22 protein-coding genes, 1 tRNA gene and 1 pseudogene are annotated in these 18,171 nt (G+C 62.9%); 5 read left to right on the forward strand and 19 right to left on the reverse strand.

Annotated features, from left to right (window positions below; all coding sequences use genetic code 11):
• Positions 1–4: 4 nt before the first annotated feature.
• Positions 5–466: a UCP032817 domain-containing protein gene (locus NM1_RS08050; RefSeq protein ID WP_068015927.1), complete on the reverse strand. Its 462-nt coding sequence runs from the start codon at positions 464–466 to the stop codon at positions 5–7.
• Positions 467–600: 134 nt separating this feature from the next.
• Here NM1_RS08050 and NM1_RS42025 point away from each other — a divergent pair, with 134 nt between their 5' ends.
• The gene (locus tag NM1_RS42025; RefSeq protein WP_157123868.1) at positions 601–762 is read left to right on the forward strand and encodes a hypothetical protein; all 162 of its coding nucleotides are present in this window, start codon (positions 601–603) and stop codon (positions 760–762) included.
• Position 763: 1 nt separating this feature from the next.
• On the opposite strand, the gene NM1_RS08055 is transcribed toward NM1_RS42025, so the two are convergent.
• Complete coding sequence (locus tag NM1_RS08055; protein ID WP_068015930.1) at positions 764–1,786, reverse strand: TerC/Alx family metal homeostasis membrane protein; 1,023 nt, start codon at positions 1,784–1,786, stop codon at positions 764–766.
• A gap of 265 nt (positions 1,787–2,051) precedes the next feature.
• Here NM1_RS08055 and NM1_RS08060 point away from each other — a divergent pair, with 265 nt between their 5' ends.
• Positions 2,052–3,047 carry a zinc-binding dehydrogenase gene (locus NM1_RS08060; RefSeq protein WP_068015931.1) on the forward strand — a complete coding sequence of 332 codons (996 nt, stop codon included), beginning with the start codon at positions 2,052–2,054 and terminating at the stop codon, positions 3,045–3,047.
• A gap of 46 nt (positions 3,048–3,093) precedes the next feature.
• On the opposite strand, the gene NM1_RS08065 is transcribed toward NM1_RS08060, so the two are convergent.
• On the reverse strand, positions 3,094–3,522 hold the full coding sequence (locus tag NM1_RS08065) for a nitroreductase family deazaflavin-dependent oxidoreductase (protein WP_068015934.1): 429 nt from the start codon (positions 3,520–3,522) through the stop codon (positions 3,094–3,096).
• 115 nt (positions 3,523–3,637) lie between these two features.
• Here NM1_RS08065 and NM1_RS08070 point away from each other — a divergent pair.
• Positions 3,638–3,714, forward strand: a tRNA-Ile gene (locus NM1_RS08070).
• A 436-nt stretch (positions 3,715–4,150) separates the two neighbouring features.
• A complete protein-coding gene (locus tag NM1_RS43825; RefSeq protein ID WP_068015938.1) occupies positions 4,151–4,426 on the forward strand; it encodes a hypothetical protein in 276 nt (91 codons plus the stop codon).
• A gap of 24 nt (positions 4,427–4,450) precedes the next feature.
• Here the strand turns inward: NM1_RS43825 and NM1_RS44595 are convergent.
• From NM1_RS44595 to NM1_RS08140, 16 genes and pseudogenes are all read right to left on the reverse strand, one after another.
• Positions 4,451–5,542, reverse strand: a pseudogene (locus tag NM1_RS44595) (recombinase family protein); the annotation flags it as partial.
• Positions 5,539–6,060 carry a recombinase family protein gene (locus NM1_RS08085; protein WP_068015944.1) on the reverse strand — a complete coding sequence of 174 codons (522 nt, stop codon included), beginning with the start codon at positions 6,058–6,060 and terminating at the stop codon, positions 5,539–5,541. The gene NM1_RS08085 and the pseudogene NM1_RS44595, both read right to left, overlap by 4 nt.
• A complete protein-coding gene (locus NM1_RS08090) occupies positions 6,057–6,764 on the reverse strand; it encodes an ImmA/IrrE family metallo-endopeptidase (RefSeq protein WP_147288850.1) in 708 nt (235 codons plus the stop codon). The genes NM1_RS08085 and NM1_RS08090 overlap by 4 nt, the downstream gene beginning before the upstream one ends.
• Positions 6,730–7,176 carry a helix-turn-helix domain-containing protein gene (locus NM1_RS40915; protein WP_084519263.1) on the reverse strand — a complete coding sequence of 149 codons (447 nt, stop codon included), beginning with the start codon at positions 7,174–7,176 and terminating at the stop codon, positions 6,730–6,732. Before NM1_RS40915 ends, NM1_RS08090 begins: the two co-directional genes overlap by 35 nt.
• A 297-nt stretch (positions 7,177–7,473) precedes the next feature.
• Positions 7,474–7,836 (reverse strand): hypothetical protein, encoded by a 363-nt coding sequence (locus NM1_RS40920; RefSeq protein WP_084519264.1) that lies wholly within the window; start codon positions 7,834–7,836, stop codon positions 7,474–7,476.
• A 134-nt stretch (positions 7,837–7,970) separates the two neighbouring features.
• Positions 7,971–8,543, reverse strand: coding sequence for an MT-A70 family methyltransferase (locus NM1_RS08095; protein WP_068015950.1), 573 nt, complete (start codon positions 8,541–8,543; stop codon positions 7,971–7,973).
• Positions 8,540–9,301, reverse strand: coding sequence for a replication-relaxation family protein (locus NM1_RS08100; RefSeq protein ID WP_084519265.1), 762 nt, complete (start codon positions 9,299–9,301; stop codon positions 8,540–8,542). The genes NM1_RS08095 and NM1_RS08100 overlap by 4 nt, the downstream gene beginning before the upstream one ends.
• A gap of 242 nt (positions 9,302–9,543) precedes the next feature.
• Entirely contained in the window at positions 9,544–11,811 is a 2,268-nt protein-coding gene (locus tag NM1_RS40925; RefSeq protein ID WP_174556850.1) for a type IV secretory system conjugative DNA transfer family protein, read from the reverse strand.
• A complete protein-coding gene (locus NM1_RS42040; protein WP_147288849.1) occupies positions 11,801–12,073 on the reverse strand; it encodes a hypothetical protein in 273 nt (90 codons plus the stop codon). Before NM1_RS42040 ends, NM1_RS40925 begins: the two co-directional genes overlap by 11 nt.
• A 211-nt stretch (positions 12,074–12,284) precedes the next feature.
• Entirely contained in the window at positions 12,285–12,482 is a 198-nt protein-coding gene (locus tag NM1_RS08115; protein WP_068016247.1) for a hypothetical protein, read from the reverse strand.
• Positions 12,479–12,742: a hypothetical protein gene (locus NM1_RS42045; protein WP_147288848.1), complete on the reverse strand. Its 264-nt coding sequence runs from the start codon at positions 12,740–12,742 to the stop codon at positions 12,479–12,481. The genes NM1_RS08115 and NM1_RS42045 overlap by 4 nt, the downstream gene beginning before the upstream one ends.
• A gap of 143 nt (positions 12,743–12,885) precedes the next feature.
• Complete coding sequence (locus NM1_RS08120; protein WP_068015959.1) at positions 12,886–14,247, reverse strand: hypothetical protein; 1,362 nt, start codon at positions 14,245–14,247, stop codon at positions 12,886–12,888.
• Between the two features lie 177 nt (positions 14,248–14,424).
• Complete coding sequence (locus NM1_RS08125) at positions 14,425–15,474, reverse strand: OmpA family protein (protein WP_169814215.1); 1,050 nt, start codon at positions 15,472–15,474, stop codon at positions 14,425–14,427.
• 101 nt (positions 15,475–15,575) lie between these two features.
• Positions 15,576–15,845 (reverse strand): hypothetical protein, encoded by a 270-nt coding sequence (locus tag NM1_RS08130; RefSeq protein WP_068015964.1) that lies wholly within the window; start codon positions 15,843–15,845, stop codon positions 15,576–15,578.
• A gap of 56 nt (positions 15,846–15,901) precedes the next feature.
• Positions 15,902–16,672 carry a hypothetical protein gene (locus tag NM1_RS08135; protein WP_114699424.1) on the reverse strand — a complete coding sequence of 257 codons (771 nt, stop codon included), beginning with the start codon at positions 16,670–16,672 and terminating at the stop codon, positions 15,902–15,904.
• Between the two features lie 91 nt (positions 16,673–16,763).
• Positions 16,764–16,985 (reverse strand): hypothetical protein, encoded by a 222-nt coding sequence (locus tag NM1_RS08140; protein WP_068015968.1) that lies wholly within the window; start codon positions 16,983–16,985, stop codon positions 16,764–16,766.
• A 271-nt stretch (positions 16,986–17,256) separates the two neighbouring features.
• Here NM1_RS08140 and NM1_RS42050 point away from each other — a divergent pair, with 271 nt between their 5' ends.
• Positions 17,257–18,078: a hypothetical protein gene (locus tag NM1_RS42050; RefSeq protein ID WP_147288847.1), complete on the forward strand. Its 822-nt coding sequence runs from the start codon at positions 17,257–17,259 to the stop codon at positions 18,076–18,078.
• Positions 18,079–18,171 lie beyond the last annotated feature (93 nt).

Below are 18,171 nucleotides of genomic sequence, written 5' to 3' on the forward strand. Positions count from 1 at the left end.
AGGGTCAGCGGGAAGTCGCTGTGCGCAAGGACGATTCGATGATATCGACGCGTTCGCGCGGGATTCCCCACGGCCGGTCGACACCCACCCTGGCGTCGAGGTCCCACAGCACGCACTCCTCGCCGGGCCGGGCGACCATCGACCAGGCGACCACGGTGCGGCCGAGCTGGGTGGCCATCGAATCACCGGAATCGCCGCCGGAGCCGTCGCCCTCCGGGAAGTGGTGCAGGAAGCGGCCGTAGGCGGCCCGGCAGAAGCGGGCATACCGGCTGGTGCACAGGATCAGCCCGTGCCAGGCCTCGTCGACCGCGTGCGACGGCATCCCGATCACCTGGTCGTCGCGCATGGCCGCACCGCAGCACCGCAACCATTGGCGCAGCCCGGTCTCCACCAGCTCGCGCGGCTGCCACGGGCAGGTCTTGAACACCGCCTCCGGCAGTTGCAGATCATCGACTGCCTGGTGCATCCGAGCGGGACCGACGCGGCGAAACCGTTGTAACAGCACGGTTCCCAGTATGGCCATCGGGCACGTCCGGGCAACCGGGATCGGCCCCGATCTTCCTGCTGGCGCCGGTATGCCGTTGCGGCGCATGCTGGGGTATGGAGAGTGGATTCGGGCTGATCGGCGCCTCTCTGGTCGTATTCCTCGTCGCCGGTGCGCCGCTGCTGCTGATGGCCGGCATCCCGCGCCTGCTGGCATACCTGCGCGGGGAGCGCCCCGAGATGCCGTGGCGCCGCCGGAGGCCGAGGGCCGGAGACTGAGCTACGGCGTGGAAGCGGGTGTGGGGGAGGAGTCCTCGCCCGACCCCCGCGTCGCCCGCAGGCTGGTGAGCGTCACCACCGCGAGCACCACGACGATCACGCCCAGCGAGGCCAGGGTCGGGACCTCAGGAACCCAGTCCCAGCTCTCGTGCGCCCAGTGCAGCACCAGCTTGACGCCGATGAAGGCCAGGATGACCGCCAGGCCGTAGGACAGGTGCACCAGGCGTGACAGCGCCGCCTGCAGCACGAAGTACAGCGCGCGCAGGCCCAGCAGCGCGAAGGCGTTGGTGGCGAACACCAGGTAGGGGTCGCCGGTGACGCCGTACACCGCGGGTACGGAGTCGACCGCGAACACCACATCGGTGGCCATCACGGCCGTCACCACCAGCGCCAGCGGCGTCAGGGCGCGCTTCCCCGCCTCGCGCACCGTCATCTTGGTGCCGTGGTAGTCGTCGGTGACCGGCATCAGCTTGCGGATCAGGCGCACCGACCGCATGCGCGAGATGTCGACCTCCTGGTCGTGCCCGCCGACCGCGTCCTTCAGCAGCTTCGCCGCCGTGACCAGCAGGATCGCGCCGAACAACAGGAACGCCCAGTCCAGCGAGGCCAGCGCGGCCGCGCCCAGGGCGATGAAGATGCCACGCAGCACCAGCGCGCCGACGATGCCGAACAGCAGTACCCGCTGCGCCAGCGCCGCCGGCACCGCGAAGGCCGCCAGGAGCAGCATGAATACGAAGAGGTTGTCGACCGACAGCGACTTCTCCAGCAGATATCCCGTGAAGAATTCGGTGGCGGGCGTGCCGCCGTAGGCGGCCCAGACGCCGAGGCCGAAGAGGACCGGTAGCGCCAGGTAGAAGATCGTCCACCCGACCGCCTCCCGCATCGACACCTCGTGTGGCTTGCGGGTGACGACGAAGTCGAGGGCCAGCAGCGCCAGCACCCCGGCGATGGTCGCGGCCCACAGCCACGGCGAGCCGATGGACTCGATGGCGGGGGCTGCGAGAATTGTCGGGTTGGGGCTCACATGGTCTCCTCGGGCATGGCGGAACACCCGAGGTCTCCTTCACCCGACTCGGGTGGTCACCCGGGGATTCCGATGGCGGAATCCGTACTGACCGGCATGACGCTTGGGAAGTACTCCCCTCGACAATCAGGGTAGCGAAGTTATTGCTCGATCACCAATCCGCAACCCTGTCGGCATGCCGCGGAGACCTCCGCTTGACCTAAACCATTCTTCAGGTATCAGGCTTGGGGCATCACCCGATGAGAAGCGAAGGACGTGGTCGAGGATGCGAGTGGTGGAAGCGAAGTCGTTCGGCGGGCCGGATGTGCTGGTGCCGGGCGAGGCGCCGGACCCGGTGGCCGGGACCGGCGAGGTCGTGATCGACGTCGCCGCGGCGGACGTGATGTTTCTCGACGCCCGGTTGCGCGCGGGATGGGGTACCGATTTCTTCCCGCTGCAGGTGCCGTACGTGCCGGGCGGCGCGGTCGCCGGTGTGGTGTCGGCGGTGGGAGACGGGGTCGATCCGGGTTGGATCGGCAAACGGGTGGCAAGTTCGACGGCGGCCAGTGCGATCGGCGGCGGACTGCCCATCGGCGGATATGCGGAGCGGGCCCTGGCGAAGGAGCAGACGCTGGCCGAACTGCCCGCCGGGCTGGATCCGGTGACCGCGGCCGCGCTGGTGCACGACGGCACGACGGCGATGGCCGTGGCGCAACTCGCGAACCTGCGGCCGGGGGAGCCGGTGCTGATCACCGCGGCCGGTGGTGGCGTGGGCACGCTGCTGGTCCAGTTGGCGCGGTCGGCCGGGGTGACGGTGATCGGTGCGGCGCACGGGGACACCAAACTCGCCCTGGCGCGCCGACTGGGTGCCGCCGAGGTCGTGGACTACGAGGAGCCCGGATGGGCCGACCAGGTGCTGGAACTGACCGGCGGGGCGGGGGTGGCCGTGGTGCTCGACGGTGCGGGCGGGGAGATCGGCCGGAATGCGCTCGGCTCCACGGCGTCCGGGGGACGGTTCCTCGGATACGGCAACGCCGCAGGCGGATTCGCGGAGCTGGACACCGAATACGCCGCCGGGCAGGGCATTACCGTGCTCGACCTGATGGCTATCACCGGGTCCGATACCGACTGGGATGCGCTCGGGGCGCGTGCACTGGTCGCGGCGGCCGAGGGGGACCTGGAAGTGATTGTCGGCCAGACCTTCCCGCTGGATCGGGCGGCCGAGGCCCATGCCGCCATCGAGGCGCGGCAGGCCGTGGGCCGCACGATCCTGACTGTGTGACGCCTGGGCCGGGTGCCGCCACGACGGGGCGCCCGGCCGGATCGGCCTACCGCGGGCTCAATACCACTACGGCGATCGGCCGCCGGGTCTTGTTCTGGTACTGGGTGTATCGGCCCGCATTGACCTTGTCGACCAGCGTCCATCGGCGCGCGTAGTCCGGGTCGTCCGGGTAGGTCGCCCGCGCGGTCACGGGGATCCGCTGTCGGCCCACCTGGATTTCGCAGTCGGGCTTCGCCTTCAGATTCGCCAGCCACCCGGGCGGCCGCGGCGAGCCGCCGTTGGACGCGGTCACCAGATAGTCCTTGCCGTCCTGCGCGTAGGTCAGCGCACTGGTGCGCGCCTGCCCCGTCTTGCGGCCCACCGTCCGCAGCAGCAGCGTCGGATTCCCGAACAGCAACCGGTGTCCGACCAGCCCGCCGGACTTCTCGTACAGCCACTGATGCCCGCGCAGCACGTTCGTGAACAGATCCGCCATGCCGATCCTCCCGTCCGGTCGCCCCCGGGCCCAACCCTATCCGGCGATCCGACTAGGTGCAGACACGCCCGACCCGGTACCATGCATCACGCCCGCACACGTGCGCTGCGGTCGGGGGACGGTAGCTCAGTCGGTTAGAGCCGCGGACTCATAATCCGCTGGTCGTGGGTTCGAGCCCCACCCGTCCCACCATCAAGCCCGTACTCAAACCCCCGACCGAAGGGACAAACAGGTCGGAGAGGCGCAGTTGGTCGGTATTGGCGTTGGTAGTTTCAGGTGAAGCCTCTCTATATGGGAGGCTTTCGGCGTTTCTGGGGCCGTGTGTGCCCCACTTCGCCACGGTGGCCTCCATGTCCCGCATGCCGGGCTTTGGCCCGCCTGTGGCCCCACGTGAGGCGTGTTCGGCCCGGCCGGTGGCCAGCATGATGCCGGACAGGGTGGGAGCATGCTGCTGGTGAGCCTGCTTGGCGGCATGTAGTTCGGCAAACAGGGGCTTCTTCTGGTCGTCAACCACTTCGAGGTGATCGAGGTAGAAGCGCTCGTAGAAGGCTTGGTTGAGCGTTCGCCGTACTGAATCCGGGGCATTGGCGTATGCGTCGGCGGGATCACGGAGGAGTTCCAAGGCATCGTGCAGGACGGCGGCGCCGACCTCAAGTTGCTCGGTGGTATTCACGAGGCCCGCTTGGGCTTTGGCGCGCTGAACCTGGATGTGGTTCAGCTTGGATCGGATCTTGCCCTGCGGGAGCGAGCCATCGGCGGCCAGGTCGATGAGGTTGCTCTCTTGTTCGTCGAGGCGCTTGAGCTTGTCCTTCAGGCTGGCGTGCAGGGCACGGACGCTGGTTTGTTCGTCATGGATGGCGGTGTCCAGCTGCGTACGGATGGTTTCGATGAAATCGGGTGGTAGCTGCAGCGTGTGGTAGTGGTCGGTAATGGCGTGTTCGACCAGGTCGGTGCGCAGATGGGGCAGATCGCAGAGGCCATCCTGACGTGCCCGGCAGATGAAATAGTCGTACTTCTTGCCGGTGCGGCTGGTGACTCGGGTGAAGACGAACCGTGAGGTGCGGCCTGCCTGGCGGCACCGGGCGCAGAACAGCATGCCCTTGAGGTGGTAGCTGTGGATGCGTTCTCGATTGCCCTTGGCGCTCCTCAGATCCAGCAAGTCTTGGACCTTGTCGAACAGTTCTTGGCTGACGATGGGTTCGTGCCGACCTGGGTAGAGGTTGCCTTTGTACAGGAGCCATCCGGCGTAGTACGGGTGGCGCAGTATCCGTTGCCAGGTTTTATGGGGTATTGGCTTCTCGACGGGGTGTTGGGCGCTGGCGCGGGTGGTGAGGCCCCGGTCGGCCATGACGGCTTCAAGGCGCTCGGTGGTGTAGTCGCCAGTGGCGTACAGTTCGAACGCTTCCCTGATCAGGGGAGCACGTTTTGCATCGAGTTCGACGGTTTTGACCATGCGGCCCTCGAAGAGGGTGCGGGTGTTCAGATAGCCAATACGGGCCTGGCCGATGGTGCCACCGTTGATTGCCTTGTTCTGCAACTTTATACGTACGTCTTCACCCGACAGCTTGTTCTGCATGTCGTTGAAGATGTCGGTAACGGCTTCCATCATCTCGGCGTAGATGCCGTCGCCGAAGTCTTCGCGGGAAGAGACGAGTTTTACCCCCAGCTTGTCGAGGAGGCGTTTGGTGAGGGCAGCATCGACGTAGTTGCGGAAGGCGCGCGAGCGGGCGTAGACGATGACGTACTTGACCTCCCGGTGCTCTTTCAGGTACTCGATCAACTCTTGGAACTCACGGCGCTTTTCGATGGATTTGGCCGAGATGCCCGGGTCGAGGAACTCCTTGGCAATGCGGGCGCCGAGGTTACCTGCCTTGCGGTCGACGTGAATCCGTTGCGTGGCAATGGAATTGCCGTCCGGATCGATATCGCGAGCAGTGTCCATCTGCTTCTTACTCGATACTCGTAGGTAGGACACGGCTAGGTCGAGCCCGGTGACATCGACTCTGGTATCGACAGTCATCTATCTGTCTCCCCAGTACCCGCCGCAGCCGCGGCGGAGGCCATGCGCCGGGCACTGTGATGGCGTCGCCCGCGCCCAGCGCGACGATCGTCCGTTGTCGCACTCTCCTCAAAGGCGGCGGCTAAGCAGACAACCGCATCGCTGCCTGGCTCGGAGTACTCACCACTGGGCAGCATGATTCGGACGCTCAGGTTACGGAATCGCTGCTGCAGGTCGCGGAAGTGGTCGATGGTACGAGCGAAGCGGTGCAGGCCCGGCAAAATCGCGAAGCCGACAGTCGGATGCGCCGCAAGGTAATTCAGCATGCGCTGGAGGGCGGGCCGCTGATGCGGGCTGGTGGCGGGTGCGCCGAACTCGATGAATTCCCGCACAATAGACAGCCCATGTTCGGCAGCTATCCCCTGGCCAGCCTGACGCTGCTCGGCGATGGCTGCTGATGGCGGTTCCACCCCCCGCGCGGTGGAGATGAACAGGACGGCTTGGTCACTGCTCGCTGGTAGGTGATGAGTTTCGTTCATGCGAAGCTCCGTTCGGTAGAGAAGTAGCCGCAAGGCAGCGGGTTCTGGTGTGCGCGTTTCGGTTTCAGTCCGGTGGTCCACAGCCGCAGCCGGATGATGTCCTCGCTGACGTCGAACAGCCGGGCCAACCCGGTGACGGTGCGGATGCCTTGACTCCAAGCGTGTTTCAGGAGGTGGACGGGGACGAAGAAGCAAGCAGCGAAATGGATTCCAGCCCGGTCGGCCTGCTCCAGGATGTCGACGTAGCTGCTGGTGTAAAGGTGACGGAGGCGGCCGGTGTCGAGGATTGATTTGAACTCGATGGCCAAGGCGACGCGCTGCTCGGCTTGTGAGGCGGAGGCAGACAGCTGGATCAGCCATTGGCGGCGGCGTTTGTCCCATACGTGGTACCCGGTGACCCGCTGGTTGGTGTATTCGACGCGAATTCGCGCCGTCTGCGACAGCGCCTTTTCGGATACCGGCAGGAGCGGCCCACCGAGTTGAGTGGCCCGTTTGACCATCAGGTCGGCTTGCCGTTCGGTGATCCTGATCGATTCCTCGCAGGTGACAGATCGTTTTGGAGCCAAGCCGCGGAGCGAGGTGATGACGCCTCGACGGTGGTTAGGGGGACCGGGCCTGGTGAGTTTATATAAAAGCTGCATTGTTTCTTTTCCCTCCTGTTCGTTAGTGTTAGGTGCTCGATATGGTGTTCCTTTCTTCTCCACGAGATGATCGTTTGGGGGATGCGGGTCGTTTGTTTGGGCTTTTTGTAGGGTCGCTCGGTTCGGGGCGGCAAGTGATGCCGATTTGCGTCAGGAAGCCCTCAACCTCTTCGGCGGCACCTTCAGTCAGGTCGTACTTCGCCTTGAGATAGGTTTTCAGGTTGGGGAGTTCACCTCTTGGGACCACGCCTGCCTCGATCAAGAGGTCGAGCACTGGAATATCGAGTGCGGCGGCGATGGCTGCTAAGGTGCGCGGTGACGGGTTGGTGTGTTCCCCATTCTCGATCCTCGTGATGGCCGACGCCGGTAATCCGGCGCGATTGGCAATGGCTTGCCCGCCAATGCCGCGCGTTTCTCGCCACTCTTTAAGGAATATGCCGAGCTTGCTGGGTTTAATGTCCGATCGTCTAGCCATAGCGTAGTTCTCCCGTTTATTAACTTTTCGTTTACTACTTTAGTAAACCGACCATAACTCCTTTCTTGCGAATTCGCAATTACTTTCTCCCTTTTTACAACACTTTCTTTTCTGGCTTTTAATTTCGGCGGTTATTTGTATCCCTGATCTCGGTGGGCTCGAAGTCCGGCAGGAGGGCCAGGCAAACGGTGGTGGCCGCTTACCACGGCCCTGCCTGCCGAAGCTCCGATATCCCACGGCGGCTGAACCCTCTCAGCGCAGCCCGTGCCTATTGAGGCGGCGAACTGCTATCGGGGATCAGCCCTTGTCCGACGGATCGCTACTGCGCCGCGTTCGCTTCTGGGGAGAAGCCGGCGGTTCCGCGCTGCTGTCTGCTTCGGCACCCGGGGTAGGTGTCGCTGCGGGACGGTTGCGCAGCCGGTTGATGGCGTCACGTCGGATTGCCGCCTCGCGCTCGATCTCGGCTATGGCCTCTTCAGCGCGCTCCGCAAGGTCGGTTTCTTCCCTGGCGCGCTCAATGTGCTTGAGCACCGCTTGCAAATGTTCATCTGCCAGCGTGTTGCCACGGAGCTGAGCTATCAAGCTCAGTTCCGCATGGATGTCGGGGTCTACCCGAATAGCCATGGTCTTGCGGATGGAGTCGTTGTCCGGTTGGGACATGGCGGTCTACCTCCTCGGTAGGGACGCGACTGGTGAGTGCCGGATGGCGCTCAGATGACCAGCCGCGGACTACCGAGGAGGGACTCCAAGGCCGTGAACTTAAGGCCCGGCCCGAACAGTGATGCGTGCCATCGTCATGCTGCCCCGCCTGCTCTGAATTTGTGGTCCGAGGGCACCGGGTAGCCGGGAATTGTGATGTCGGAGTCGATTTCGTTGCCCCAGGCATCCCAGCCCGGCTGTGGCCGTCGTGCGAACAGCTCCAAATACGGTCCGCTGCTTACCCTCTCAATAATGGCGAACTGTTCTTCGGGCTTGTGACTGTGGTCCTGCAAGGGCGCGAACATCCACGTCGGTTGGGAGCGGTAGTTGACCGGGGCGCGCCCCCGGGTGCCAAACAGCAACTGCTCGGTGGCATTTCGGAGGTACTGCCCGAGCTGGATGCGGGGCTTGATCCACGTCAAGATGGAGCGCGGCGTGAAGGCCCAGGCTTCCATCACGTCGTAGCCGTCCCGCAGCGTGGCATTGGTGCACCAAAGCCACAGGTGCGCATTGTCTTCGGCGAGATCCGCCACCGGCAACGCTTTGATTCGGTCGAGCGACATCAGCGGATAGTGTTGGTTGGCACCGAGTTTGCCGACTTGGTACTTGTCCCATGGCGGATCGGCGAGGATGGTTCGGTAGCGACGAGTGGTGATGGGTGGGGTCATAGACCGCCCCCTTTCTGGACGAGGTGAATAAAGCTGTCCGAGTGGACAATTCGGAATAGCTCGGGGTCGAGCTGCGGGTCTTTCTGGATGGCCGTGTTCAGCTGCTCGCGGCGGCGCTGGAGGGCAGCTGGGTCTTTGTGGGCCAGGCTCCACACCACAAGGGGAAAGCCGTCGCCGTCGTCATCCTGTTCGGCTCCACTCCGCCAATATGCTTGGTAGTCATGGCATTTGCGGAGCAGGGTCGGAATGCTCTCGGTGCCCAGGTCTACCTCTACAAACCACCCGTCCACGTAGGCGCTGCCGGGCTCAGCGGTGGTTTCGATGGAGAGGTCCGGCTTCAGCATCACCAAACTGCTCAGTCGGAGATACCGTCGCCAGGAAGCTGGTTCGACCTCGCAGTGCACAAGTTCGAGCGCACCGCGGCGGTCGGTTTCCACGAGAGCGGTATGGACGTCGGCAACGGCCAGCCGATGCTCTAGATACCGGGCAGTGGGCTCGTGCCACTGGTAGCGCTGTTTTCGGCCGCTGTCGGCCCGTAGCAGCCGATCGCCCACGGCATCGACGTAGTACACCAGTTCCGGCCGCCCCCGGTGCCGTCCGCGCCGGTAATGGGCTACCCCAAGTACCCGCAGCGCACGTAGCTTGCGGAGCGCCCGCTGCCCGATGGCCAGACCGCTCACCGGCGATAGCTCACCAAAGTGCAGCCTTTGAATCTGCCGGGCCGTGAGCACCCGATGCATCCACACCGACTGCAGCACGGCGAGGTCGCGATCTGTCAGCTGAACTCTGACGGCGTCGAGGTCGCGAGTCAGAGCGTGCCGGACGGGCGGCCTGGCTGGAGGTGTGGTGCCCGTGAGGGCACCATCATTCGGTACCCGGTGGAGCAGAGAATGGCCTTTGGCCAGGGATGATGAGACTGAGCGAGTGAACAATTGATGATCATCTTTATGATCACGGCCCTCGGCCCGACCTCCCGCCCCAGGTCCCTCGGTTCGGCCCCTCACGGCTGCCTCCGGCGCTGATGCCGCCGACCATGCACACCTGGGTGCCCTGTCTGGCGCTCCTTGGCTCTGGCCGTCGCTTCAAGCAGCTCCATGAACTCCGCTTCGACTTCGGCCCGTGGCCGTCCGTACCGTGCCCGACTGCGGGCGCGGATGTCGTCAGGGTCACTCAGTTTTGTGCTGTCGCCGGATTCTTCGATCGGTGGCAGTGTGATCCCGGAGGTCCACGGTTGTACGGAGTTCTGTCGCATCAGTTGGACAAGCACGTGATGCGCCGGTAGCGACGTGAAATCCTCTGGCGTGAGTACTGTTTGGCCAGCGGCCATGGCTTTGGCATCGTCCACGCCCAGGTTGAAACATACTTTGTTCCTGGCATTGTTTTGGAAGGCTTTGAGCATGGTGGGCGGCAGCTGTGTGCCGTATTGATGGGCCAAATGGAAACCGGCTTTGAGGCTGCGAGCCGTGGCGAGCGCATCATCCAATTTAACAGGTAGGTTGAGAAACATTTCCACTTCATCGACATAGACCATCAGCGGACGCAGTTGATGCGCCGGGGTGTTCGCCCGCTCCTGAATGGCATTCCAAAGTTCGGACATCAGGACGGCGGCCATGAGTTGGGCACGTTCCGGCCCGAGTATCCCCGGTTGCAGCGGTATCATCAGCGATTTGCCTTCCGCTAGTACCTGCCGGATGTTAAAGCGTGGATGTCGTTGCGCCAGTACGCCTCTCATGTACCGATCCAAGAACGGACGGACTTTGTTGCTGAGCGGCGCAATGTGGTTCATAACGCCTTCCGGGCTCAACTTCTCAAACCAGTCCATCCAGAAATTGCGCGAGGCGACCGGGTCACGTTCAATCGCTCGTTTCACCAGTGGTCGCCGAAACGTAGGGTTGGTCAGAATCATGGGAAGCATAATCAGGCTGGGATTCTCGGCGAGCGCAATGGCTTTCAGCGATTCCCGCAAGATATCCCCACTCCGATACCCCAAGGCGTTGCCGTAGAGCGTATGGAAGATGTGGTAAAGTTGGTCGGCAACGATCTCCGGCGGTGTACCGCTGGGGTTATCCGGTGTTTGTAGCCGATCCAGCACGTTGATGCCGACCGGGAAGTCGTCCAGTGGATCGAGCACGACAATGTTGTCTTTTTGGCTATCTGGCACACATCGCAGTGCGCTCTCCACCAAGTCTTTTGGCTCAATGCATGCGACCGGTCGTCCAGCTTCCCAATCCTGCCGGATGAGGGACCGGATGAATTCGGTCTTGCCCACACCGGTCCTCCCGATAATCCAAGTATGTTGGCACGCATCAGTGGTGTCGTAAGCGATGAGTCGATCGGCGCCAGGAGCATTGGCCTGCGCCACGATTCGTTCACCGGTCGACAGCGCAGGCGTCGGCCGGAGCTTGCGCGGATGCAGCGAGCCTTGCCCTGGGAAGATTTCCTCGCGGTCGGAGACAGGCCACGCGGTAAGCCATAGTGCTTCACTTGCGGCCAGATGGCGACCACGTGCCACCAACGGCCACAGTGCCCAGGAGGAGCGGGAGCGCGGTGTGTTGATTCGTCTGGGATCGTCGGCGCGCAGCTCCAGGTGAACGCCGACCGCGTTGACGGTGCCGAGTGCTGAGGCGAGGCTCAGCAGCAGGATTCGGCGGCGGTCGCTGGTAGCGGCATCGGCCCCGATGCGCACCGTGACCTCAAAGCCATGCTGGCCGAGTTTCTTGCCGAGCGCCTGCTTCACCTCGGTGCGGGTTTCGGGCTGGATACCTTCCAGCACTTTGGACAGGACGGATTGCTGCTGATGTGGCAGCTCTACGGGGAGAGCCTGTGGTCGGCGGCGGGCACCCAGCTCCAGCTGCAAAACCAGCTGTTCCGAACCGGATACCGCCATGAGGGCAAGCAGAATCGATCGCGTGGAGGCCACTGCATCCTCCGGCTCTATATACCCCACCCGCGATGATGGCTGTACCCGCCGAGCTATGGACACCGGGCCGCGGTCGCCTGGTTGCTGGCTGACCTGGCTGCCGGGCACCAGGTGCTCGATGGTGCGCTGAACAGTCTTGGCGTAGCGGAGTTGGCTGCCGATTAGGTAGTCCACGCCTTTGGTGGATGAGCGGGCTTCCAGGATGAGCTGTGGCGCATGGGCTTCCGAGGCCCATTGCCGTAGCACGCCCAGAGCGATGGCTTCGGGAAACGGCCGAGGAAACCAAATCTGTTGCCAGACTACGGAATCCGGGCCAAGCGGTAGTTCGAGCTGATCGTTACGCACCATAGGCGCCCTCCGTTGATGCCGCTTCGTCCCTGGTGGGCGGCGGAGTGTCGGGCGGGACGACGGCGATTGTGGTGGCCTCGGCGACTTCAGCACGGGCGTCGGCCGCGTTCGCTTTGGCCCGCGCAAATCCGAGTGCCGCTTTAGCCATTCGTTCAAAGTCGTATTGCTCCTTGCGGATGCTTTCGACGGTGACGCGGTAGCCGGGCTTGGAGTCGCGCCCCTGTGCGCTCCGTCGATAATTAGTTCTTCCGTGTTTTGACATACTTAGGCCCTCCCTTGTATAGCGTCTTAGTTGATACTTTTGATGTAAATGGCACAGCGCTACGGCGTGTGCACTAGTTGCGAATACGCAACTTCCCCTGCGTTCTACTATGAATTGCGAATTCGCAATTGGTCAATCCAGTTTGTGTATTCCACAACACCCGAAGCGCCCCACTGTTCTACCGGTGGATACGCGAATAAGCGCACTGGATTTACCATCGCTCGCGCCATGTTTTATATACAACAACCCCGACCCAACACAGCACGCCGGTCCCGATAACGAACACCAGGAACGGCAAGATGGCCTGCACGACCTTCACGGCGCAGTACAGCGCTATAGCGGCCCCGAGAAGCGTCAGGCAGATGCTCATCAGGCGATCGATCAGGCCCTGTGGTTCATGGCCGCTCATCGTGGCCACCGCCGTACCCAGGCCACCAGTTCTCCGCTCATGATGTTGGTCAGTTCCCACATTTTGGCGGCAGAGCGGGGTGTCATGTCTTCGTGGATTTCGGTGGCGACGACGATGTCACGCAGCGCGGTGGTGAGCTTCTTGACAGCTGAATTCGCTAGATGGCGGGTGATGACGGCATCGTCTCCCTTCGGGATGCCGCTTTCACGCTCCCAGGGCCATGGATGCGGCTGCTTTTGGTTGCTCGGTTCACTAGGCATAGAAACCTCCTTTTGGATTTGATGAGATAGATGACTTATTCGGCTACGGCATCGGCTTCATGATGTAATGGTGAATCCCCCAGTGCCGCAGACCGGCTTTACGGTGAGAGAAGTGATGGCCGGTGCGGCGTGACTGTGCCGGACTACGCGGCCGAATCGTCCTGTGTCGTCGGTACCTGGCCGTTGGCCAGGGCGCGCTCAGTACTGCTGGGTACGGGATGAGGCTTGTTCGCTCTCGGGCCCTCGCCGGCCTCGGCGGCATCCGGCAGCACCGCTTCCCGCGGCACGGCCGTAGCCTCGAGCTGCTGCAGCAACTCGTCCAGGATGCGGGTATCTACGTCAATGCCGGGAGCGAAGACGCCGAACGAATCACTGTCGGCCGCAAGCAGATCCACGCCCCAGCCGCAGGCTTGGTGGAGTCCCCGTGTGATGGCCCGTAGCTGCTCGGCTCCCACCACTGGCTCGGCCAGCTGGAGGATGGTCTGTTGCTTCACCTGCTGGCCTTCGACGATAAGCAGATCAAGTTGGCCGATCAGTTCATCCCGCTGGCGCTGCAACGCCAAGTGCTGCAACCGGATTCGCCGGAGTGGCTTGCTGAGGTGCCGCAGTTCGTCGGTCTGCACCGAGCCATCCCGAAACACTGTGATGACCACCATCAGGTTCAAGGTGGCCACCACGCAGGCGAAGAACAGGCCCAGGATGACCGCTCCCGCCATGCCCACCTCGGCTGCCAAGGATTCTCGCACCACCCGATACCCCATCACCACGCTGGCGCCCACCGAAATGGCCGCTGCCGAGCCGATCAGGACCTTATGCACCACGCCCGCTTGCCCTTTCGGCACCTGCGGCTCCGCCTGATCGTCCTTGGCACCGCGCAGATCGAATCCGGCCGTATGCAGGCCGAGGGCGATAACGGCGGTACCGAGCAGGTCGAAGATGAGGCTGGTGATGGCTGGCAGGAGACTTTGCCCGGCCGCCACCTGATCCCAGGCCACATTGAATATGTCCCCGGAGAACAGCGTCAGGATGGGCAAGTCCACCACCGGGACGCACAGAATCGCTCGCCGGAGCCACGTCGGCACGAGCCGATGCTTCAGGCTGCCCGCGTCGGCTTCCTTTCGCACCCGAGTAGCGATCGTGTCGTGCCGGTTCGTCGCTTCGGTGGCGGTGAGCAGATCGGCATGAGTGCCACTGACCGGCTGCTCAGACAGCCGGGCCATGTCGCCCTCCGCGAGGGCAATCTCGCCGCGCAGCTGCTGCGCCTGCTGGATAAGCCCACCGAGCCGGGCGGCACCGTCGTTGCGAATCTGTTTGGCAGCAGCGATGCCCTGGCTCAGCAGTTCCGCCTCACCGTAGGTGGGCCGTTCTGGGGAGCGGGCGTTGCCGATGAGCTCCTGTTCCTGGATCAGCCAACGAACAATCTTCGCCGCGCGACGCCGGTCTTTCCGTCCCGCGACGGCCCGGTGTACTTCAGCGTCGGATACTTGGCGAGGCGTATAGCTCACGGGCGGTGAGGCTTTCGGGAGCCGTGCCGATGCCCGAGGGGACGATCTTCGTGTTCGGAGGGCCATGGATACTCCTTCGGGTTGGGGAGATGGGTATTTGGAGATAGGAATATGAGATGGGAGATGGTGATTGCCGGGAGGAAGGCTTGCCTTGGGAACCGTTAGGGGGAGCGAGGGTTAGCGATGCAGCTCGACCTCAACCCGGCGGTTCTGGGCGGCGGCTGCCTCGAGAAACTGGCCCGAGGGGGAGTAGTTCGGGATGACCGGTTCACTGGCGCCGCGGCCTGCCACGGTGCCGAGGAGGTTCGATGGCAGGCCAAGTGCGACAAGGCGGGCTGCCACCGCTTCGGCTCGCCGGCCTGAGAGATTGCTCTCGTCCCGGCCCCCCGGCGTCGTGGCCGCAATGTGCCCTACCACCTCGACCCGATGCGCCGTGCAGCGTTTCACCGAGTCGACCAGCGGCTGCAACACCGAATCCGCCGAGGAGGGCACCTCGCTGCTGTTGGCGGCGAAGTGCAGCTGCTCGTCGCTCAGGCGCTGCCAGACGGCGCAGCCATCACTATCTGTGTGGGCCGTGGGCACTGGCACCACCGGCACGGGCAGCGTTGAACGGGGCGGTTCCGTCGACGGTTCGCTATCCATCAGGCGGCAACTGGTGGCCCCGGCCTTCTGGCAGATGGCAATCCACAAGTCCTGCACCTGTTTTCGCAGGGCGGCGGGGAGCCGGGTCTGCACGCTGCCACCAACCACGCCGATGCCGGCGAAGGTGACATCGTGGCCAGCGAGATGCAAAAGGCCCTGGCGCTGAACCGATTCCGCTACGGCGGCTGGATTGAAGTTCCAGCCGAGGGTCAGATCCACCGGTGCCGTGGTGCTCAGGCCGGAGGAAAGCGCCACGATCCGGGCACCGGGATACTGGCTGGCGGCATCCAGCGGGCCGAGCACATCCAGGCCCGGTGCTGAGGTCCGAAGGTTCGCCAGATCGTTTCCGAGGGCCGCTATGTTTTCTCTGATCTTGCGTTCACGGGCGGACCCGTGTTCGACGTCCTTACCCCGGAGCGGTGTTAAATCCCGCTCGATACCCAGCCCGCCCGCGGTGCCGACGATGTGCACCATGGCATCGCCCGCCCGCTTGGCCTGTTCGGCGAAGGAAACCAATTCGGACTCAAGGGCTTTGGGGATAGTGGGGAGCGGTTCGGCCGACGTCGCAGGCCCCACGATAACCACTGGGGCGAGTGTGGAGGCGGTATCTGGACCACAGGCAGGAACAGTGGCCAGGGCAACGGCTGCTCCCGCCAGCAGCCCTACCTTTTTGATGGTTCGCGTGATCACTGCGGCCACTCCCGCAGCCATTCCAGCGCCGCTCGGTTCAGTACGGCGTGGAAGTGATCGGCGTGCCTGATACTCGCCGGAGCGGCCTGGTAGCGCGCATACGTCAGGCGATCTTTCAGGTCTTCACTGGCATCGTCCACCAGCTCCAGAACGAAATTGGCGATCTCACTGGCGATATGGGGATCGTCGCCGGAGGGCACGGTGGGGAGGAGATCCGGGTCGAGGGTGAGCCTGACTGGCAGGTTCGGGGATTGCTTCTTGGGCATGGTGAGCCTCCTTCTGGATTGCGGGGATGAGGAAATGGGGAGCGGGGGTTCGCGAATTAACCAGCGGCGGTTGAGACTCCGAAAGCCTGGCCGCACGCCGAGCAGGTAATGGCCACGTCCTCGCGCCAGGAACCTTTGGCCATGCGGATGGTGACGGGGCCACCACGGGCGGTTTGGCAGGCACAGCAGGCGAAGATGTACTTGGCCTGGGTGTCGTCGGTCGGCGTTATGGTGCCGACGGTGGTGGTACCGGCACGGCTGCCTTTCGGCGTTCGCTTGACCTTGGCCGGTTCACGCACCATCACCAGCGACTTGTCCAGGAGGGCAATGAGATCGGCGTAGTCGACCTGGGCGGAGGGCTGGAGGCACGGCGTCAGGTGGCCGTAGAGATAGTGCTTGGTGACGTGCAGACCGAGTGCTACGGCGACCTGGGCGAACTCCCGATTGTGGTAGCGGCCCCGGTTGGAGGTGCCCCGCACGTCGTTCATGTGGTTCCACAGGTGGGCGGCTTCGTGGACGAGCGTGATGAACCAGTCTTCGGCGGTGAAGCGATTGTCTCCGCCGTTGCGGAGATCGGCATTGAGGAAGATTTCGTCGATGTTGTGGCCTTCGTGCTGCCAGGCATCGGCGTAGAACCAGCCATGGGCCGGACGGCGGCCGACATCGCCGCTATCTACGTGCACTTTGTCCTGGAGGTACTCCGTCATGCCGGGCACGAGGGACTGCCGGCGGTTGGCTAGCTCCAGGAGCACGAGCTTGGCCGTGTCCATCTGCTGGCGGTAGGCGGTGGTGGGTGTGCCGAGGTCGAGCATTTCAGGGTCGAGCATTGGGGGTTCCTTGGTCTGGGGTTAGGAAATAGAAGGAAGGAGCCAACGGTGGTGTGGTGCCAACGATTTGGGTTGGCACCACACCTGATGACTAGGCGGTAGTGTTGTTGTCGCCCCCAGGGAGAGCCGTGCAATCCGACCGGCCGAGCACCAGGTGCATGATTTCTGTGCCGTCGGCTGTGTGGACGGTGATCTCGGCGGAGAACCGAAAACGGACATGATTGCGCCGGTACTGCTTCAGCCTTGGCATGTACCGAAGCCATCCGGCCACGAATCCAACCGCTCCAATTGCGGCGACGATCAGCTCGGCCACTGGGTGCTCCTTGGCGGTGACGCCCCTTGGCTCTTCGGCTGCATCTGAGCCGGGTGCTCGGGGCGTTGCAACTATCTCCAACAAGGCGAGCCTACGAAAAATGATTAGCGCCCACGGAAACTGACTCCCTCAGTTCACTGCCACCCTTTTCCTGGGCGTGGTAGTGAACCGAGGGAGTGAACTACTTGACAGAATTATCATGCCATGCTAAGGCAAAAAGCTTAGCTATTGCAACTAGATTGATGTCATGTTTAAATAGCAAGATCAACAGATGAGCGCAGAATTCAGCCCTACCAGCCAGCCGCAGCCCGAGCGGGAACAGCCAGAACGAGCCCCGCCAGCCTTTGATTTCTCTACATTTTCTTTTCTGGAAGTCGCAGCTCTCGGTGGCGCGCTGACTCATGAGTTATACCGGTCAGATACTCAAGAGTCCTATAAATACCATAATCTGCAGGCGACTCGTTCATTGTACGAAGCGGTTGGCCAGGGCTTGCAGCCGTTAATCAAAAGGAACCCGTATCTTGCGCGTGAGACAGCTCGCACTCTGGCGGCTGAGCCGACTTATCGTCGCTGGGTGGCTACCCAGCTCATGCCTAATCTCCTGCGGCATGACGAGAACGATCCGCGAGGGCATTGTTTTGCGACAATTGCTCACCTGCTTTTGCCAGCACCGGATCAGGGTGTGATCGAGCATGCGGGAGAATCCGAATGCCGGATCGATCTTAGCCAGTTTGGCGATGAAGAGATTATGGCACTGTGCGAAACGACGTGGAGTTGGCGGTCTCGCTCATCTGACAGATATTTCGATGAGCGGAAAAAGCGGCGCGATACTGCCTCCGGGGAGCTTCACGGCGGCGAACTACGTGATGCAGCTGGACATGTATGTTTTGCTATCGATCAGGGCGTCAGAGAAGTCATTCGGAATGATCCGGTACGAGCCCGAAAACTAATTTCTTCAATGTCTTCAAGTGGGTCTATGGCATTGAAGCGGGAATCGCACTATTGGCTACGCGACTTACTTGACGAGATGAATGGAGGTAGACCGGTTGCCTACATACAGTGGGTTGTGGGCTCATTATTCGAGCGACCTTAGTGGCGACCAATGCGCTACAATCACTGCCACAAACAACCGCTTGGCTTGAAACTTGAAGCTACCTATTGATCTTGAGCAGGCATATGATTCGAG

The organism is Nocardia mexicana NBRC 108244, assembly GCF_001613165.1.
GTDB lineage: Bacteria > Actinomycetota > Actinomycetes > Mycobacteriales > Mycobacteriaceae > Nocardia > Nocardia mexicana.

Excerpts from the sequence above, each read along its gene's own strand:
- NM1_RS08050 (WP_068015927.1), bottom strand. The coding sequence starts at position 466 with ATGCACCAGGCAGTCGATGATCTGCAACTGCCGGAGGCGGTGTTCAAG.
- NM1_RS42025 (WP_157123868.1), top strand. The coding sequence starts at position 601 with ATGGAGAGTGGATTCGGGCTGATCGGCGCCTCTCTGGTCGTATTCCTC.
- NM1_RS08060 (WP_068015931.1), top strand. The coding sequence starts at position 2,052 with ATGCGAGTGGTGGAAGCGAAGTCGTTCGGCGGGCCGGATGTGCTGGTG.
- NM1_RS08065 (WP_068015934.1), bottom strand. The coding sequence starts at position 3,522 with ATGGCGGATCTGTTCACGAACGTGCTGCGCGGGCATCAGTGGCTGTAC.
- NM1_RS08085 (WP_068015944.1), bottom strand. The coding sequence starts at position 6,060 with ATGAACGAAACTCATCACCTACCAGCGAGCAGTGACCAAGCCGTCCTG.
- NM1_RS40915 (WP_084519263.1), bottom strand. The coding sequence starts at position 7,176 with ATGGCTAGACGATCGGACATTAAACCCAGCAAGCTCGGCATATTCCTT.
- NM1_RS40920 (WP_084519264.1), bottom strand. The coding sequence starts at position 7,836 with ATGTCCCAACCGGACAACGACTCCATCCGCAAGACCATGGCTATTCGG.
- NM1_RS08095 (WP_068015950.1), bottom strand. The coding sequence starts at position 8,543 with ATGACCCCACCCATCACCACTCGTCGCTACCGAACCATCCTCGCCGAT.
- NM1_RS40925 (WP_174556850.1), bottom strand. The coding sequence starts at position 11,811 with ATGGTGCGTAACGATCAGCTCGAACTACCGCTTGGCCCGGATTCCGTA.
- NM1_RS42040 (WP_147288849.1), bottom strand. The coding sequence starts at position 12,073 with ATGTCAAAACACGGAAGAACTAATTATCGACGGAGCGCACAGGGGCGC.
- NM1_RS08115 (WP_068016247.1), bottom strand. The coding sequence starts at position 12,482 with ATGAGCGGCCATGAACCACAGGGCCTGATCGATCGCCTGATGAGCATC.
- NM1_RS42045 (WP_147288848.1), bottom strand. The coding sequence starts at position 12,742 with ATGCCTAGTGAACCGAGCAACCAAAAGCAGCCGCATCCATGGCCCTGG.
- NM1_RS08130 (WP_068015964.1), bottom strand. The coding sequence starts at position 15,845 with ATGCCCAAGAAGCAATCCCCGAACCTGCCAGTCAGGCTCACCCTCGAC.
- NM1_RS08135 (WP_114699424.1), bottom strand. The coding sequence starts at position 16,672 with ATGCTCGACCCTGAAATGCTCGACCTCGGCACACCCACCACCGCCTAC.
- NM1_RS42050 (WP_147288847.1), top strand. The coding sequence starts at position 17,257 with ATGAGCGCAGAATTCAGCCCTACCAGCCAGCCGCAGCCCGAGCGGGAA.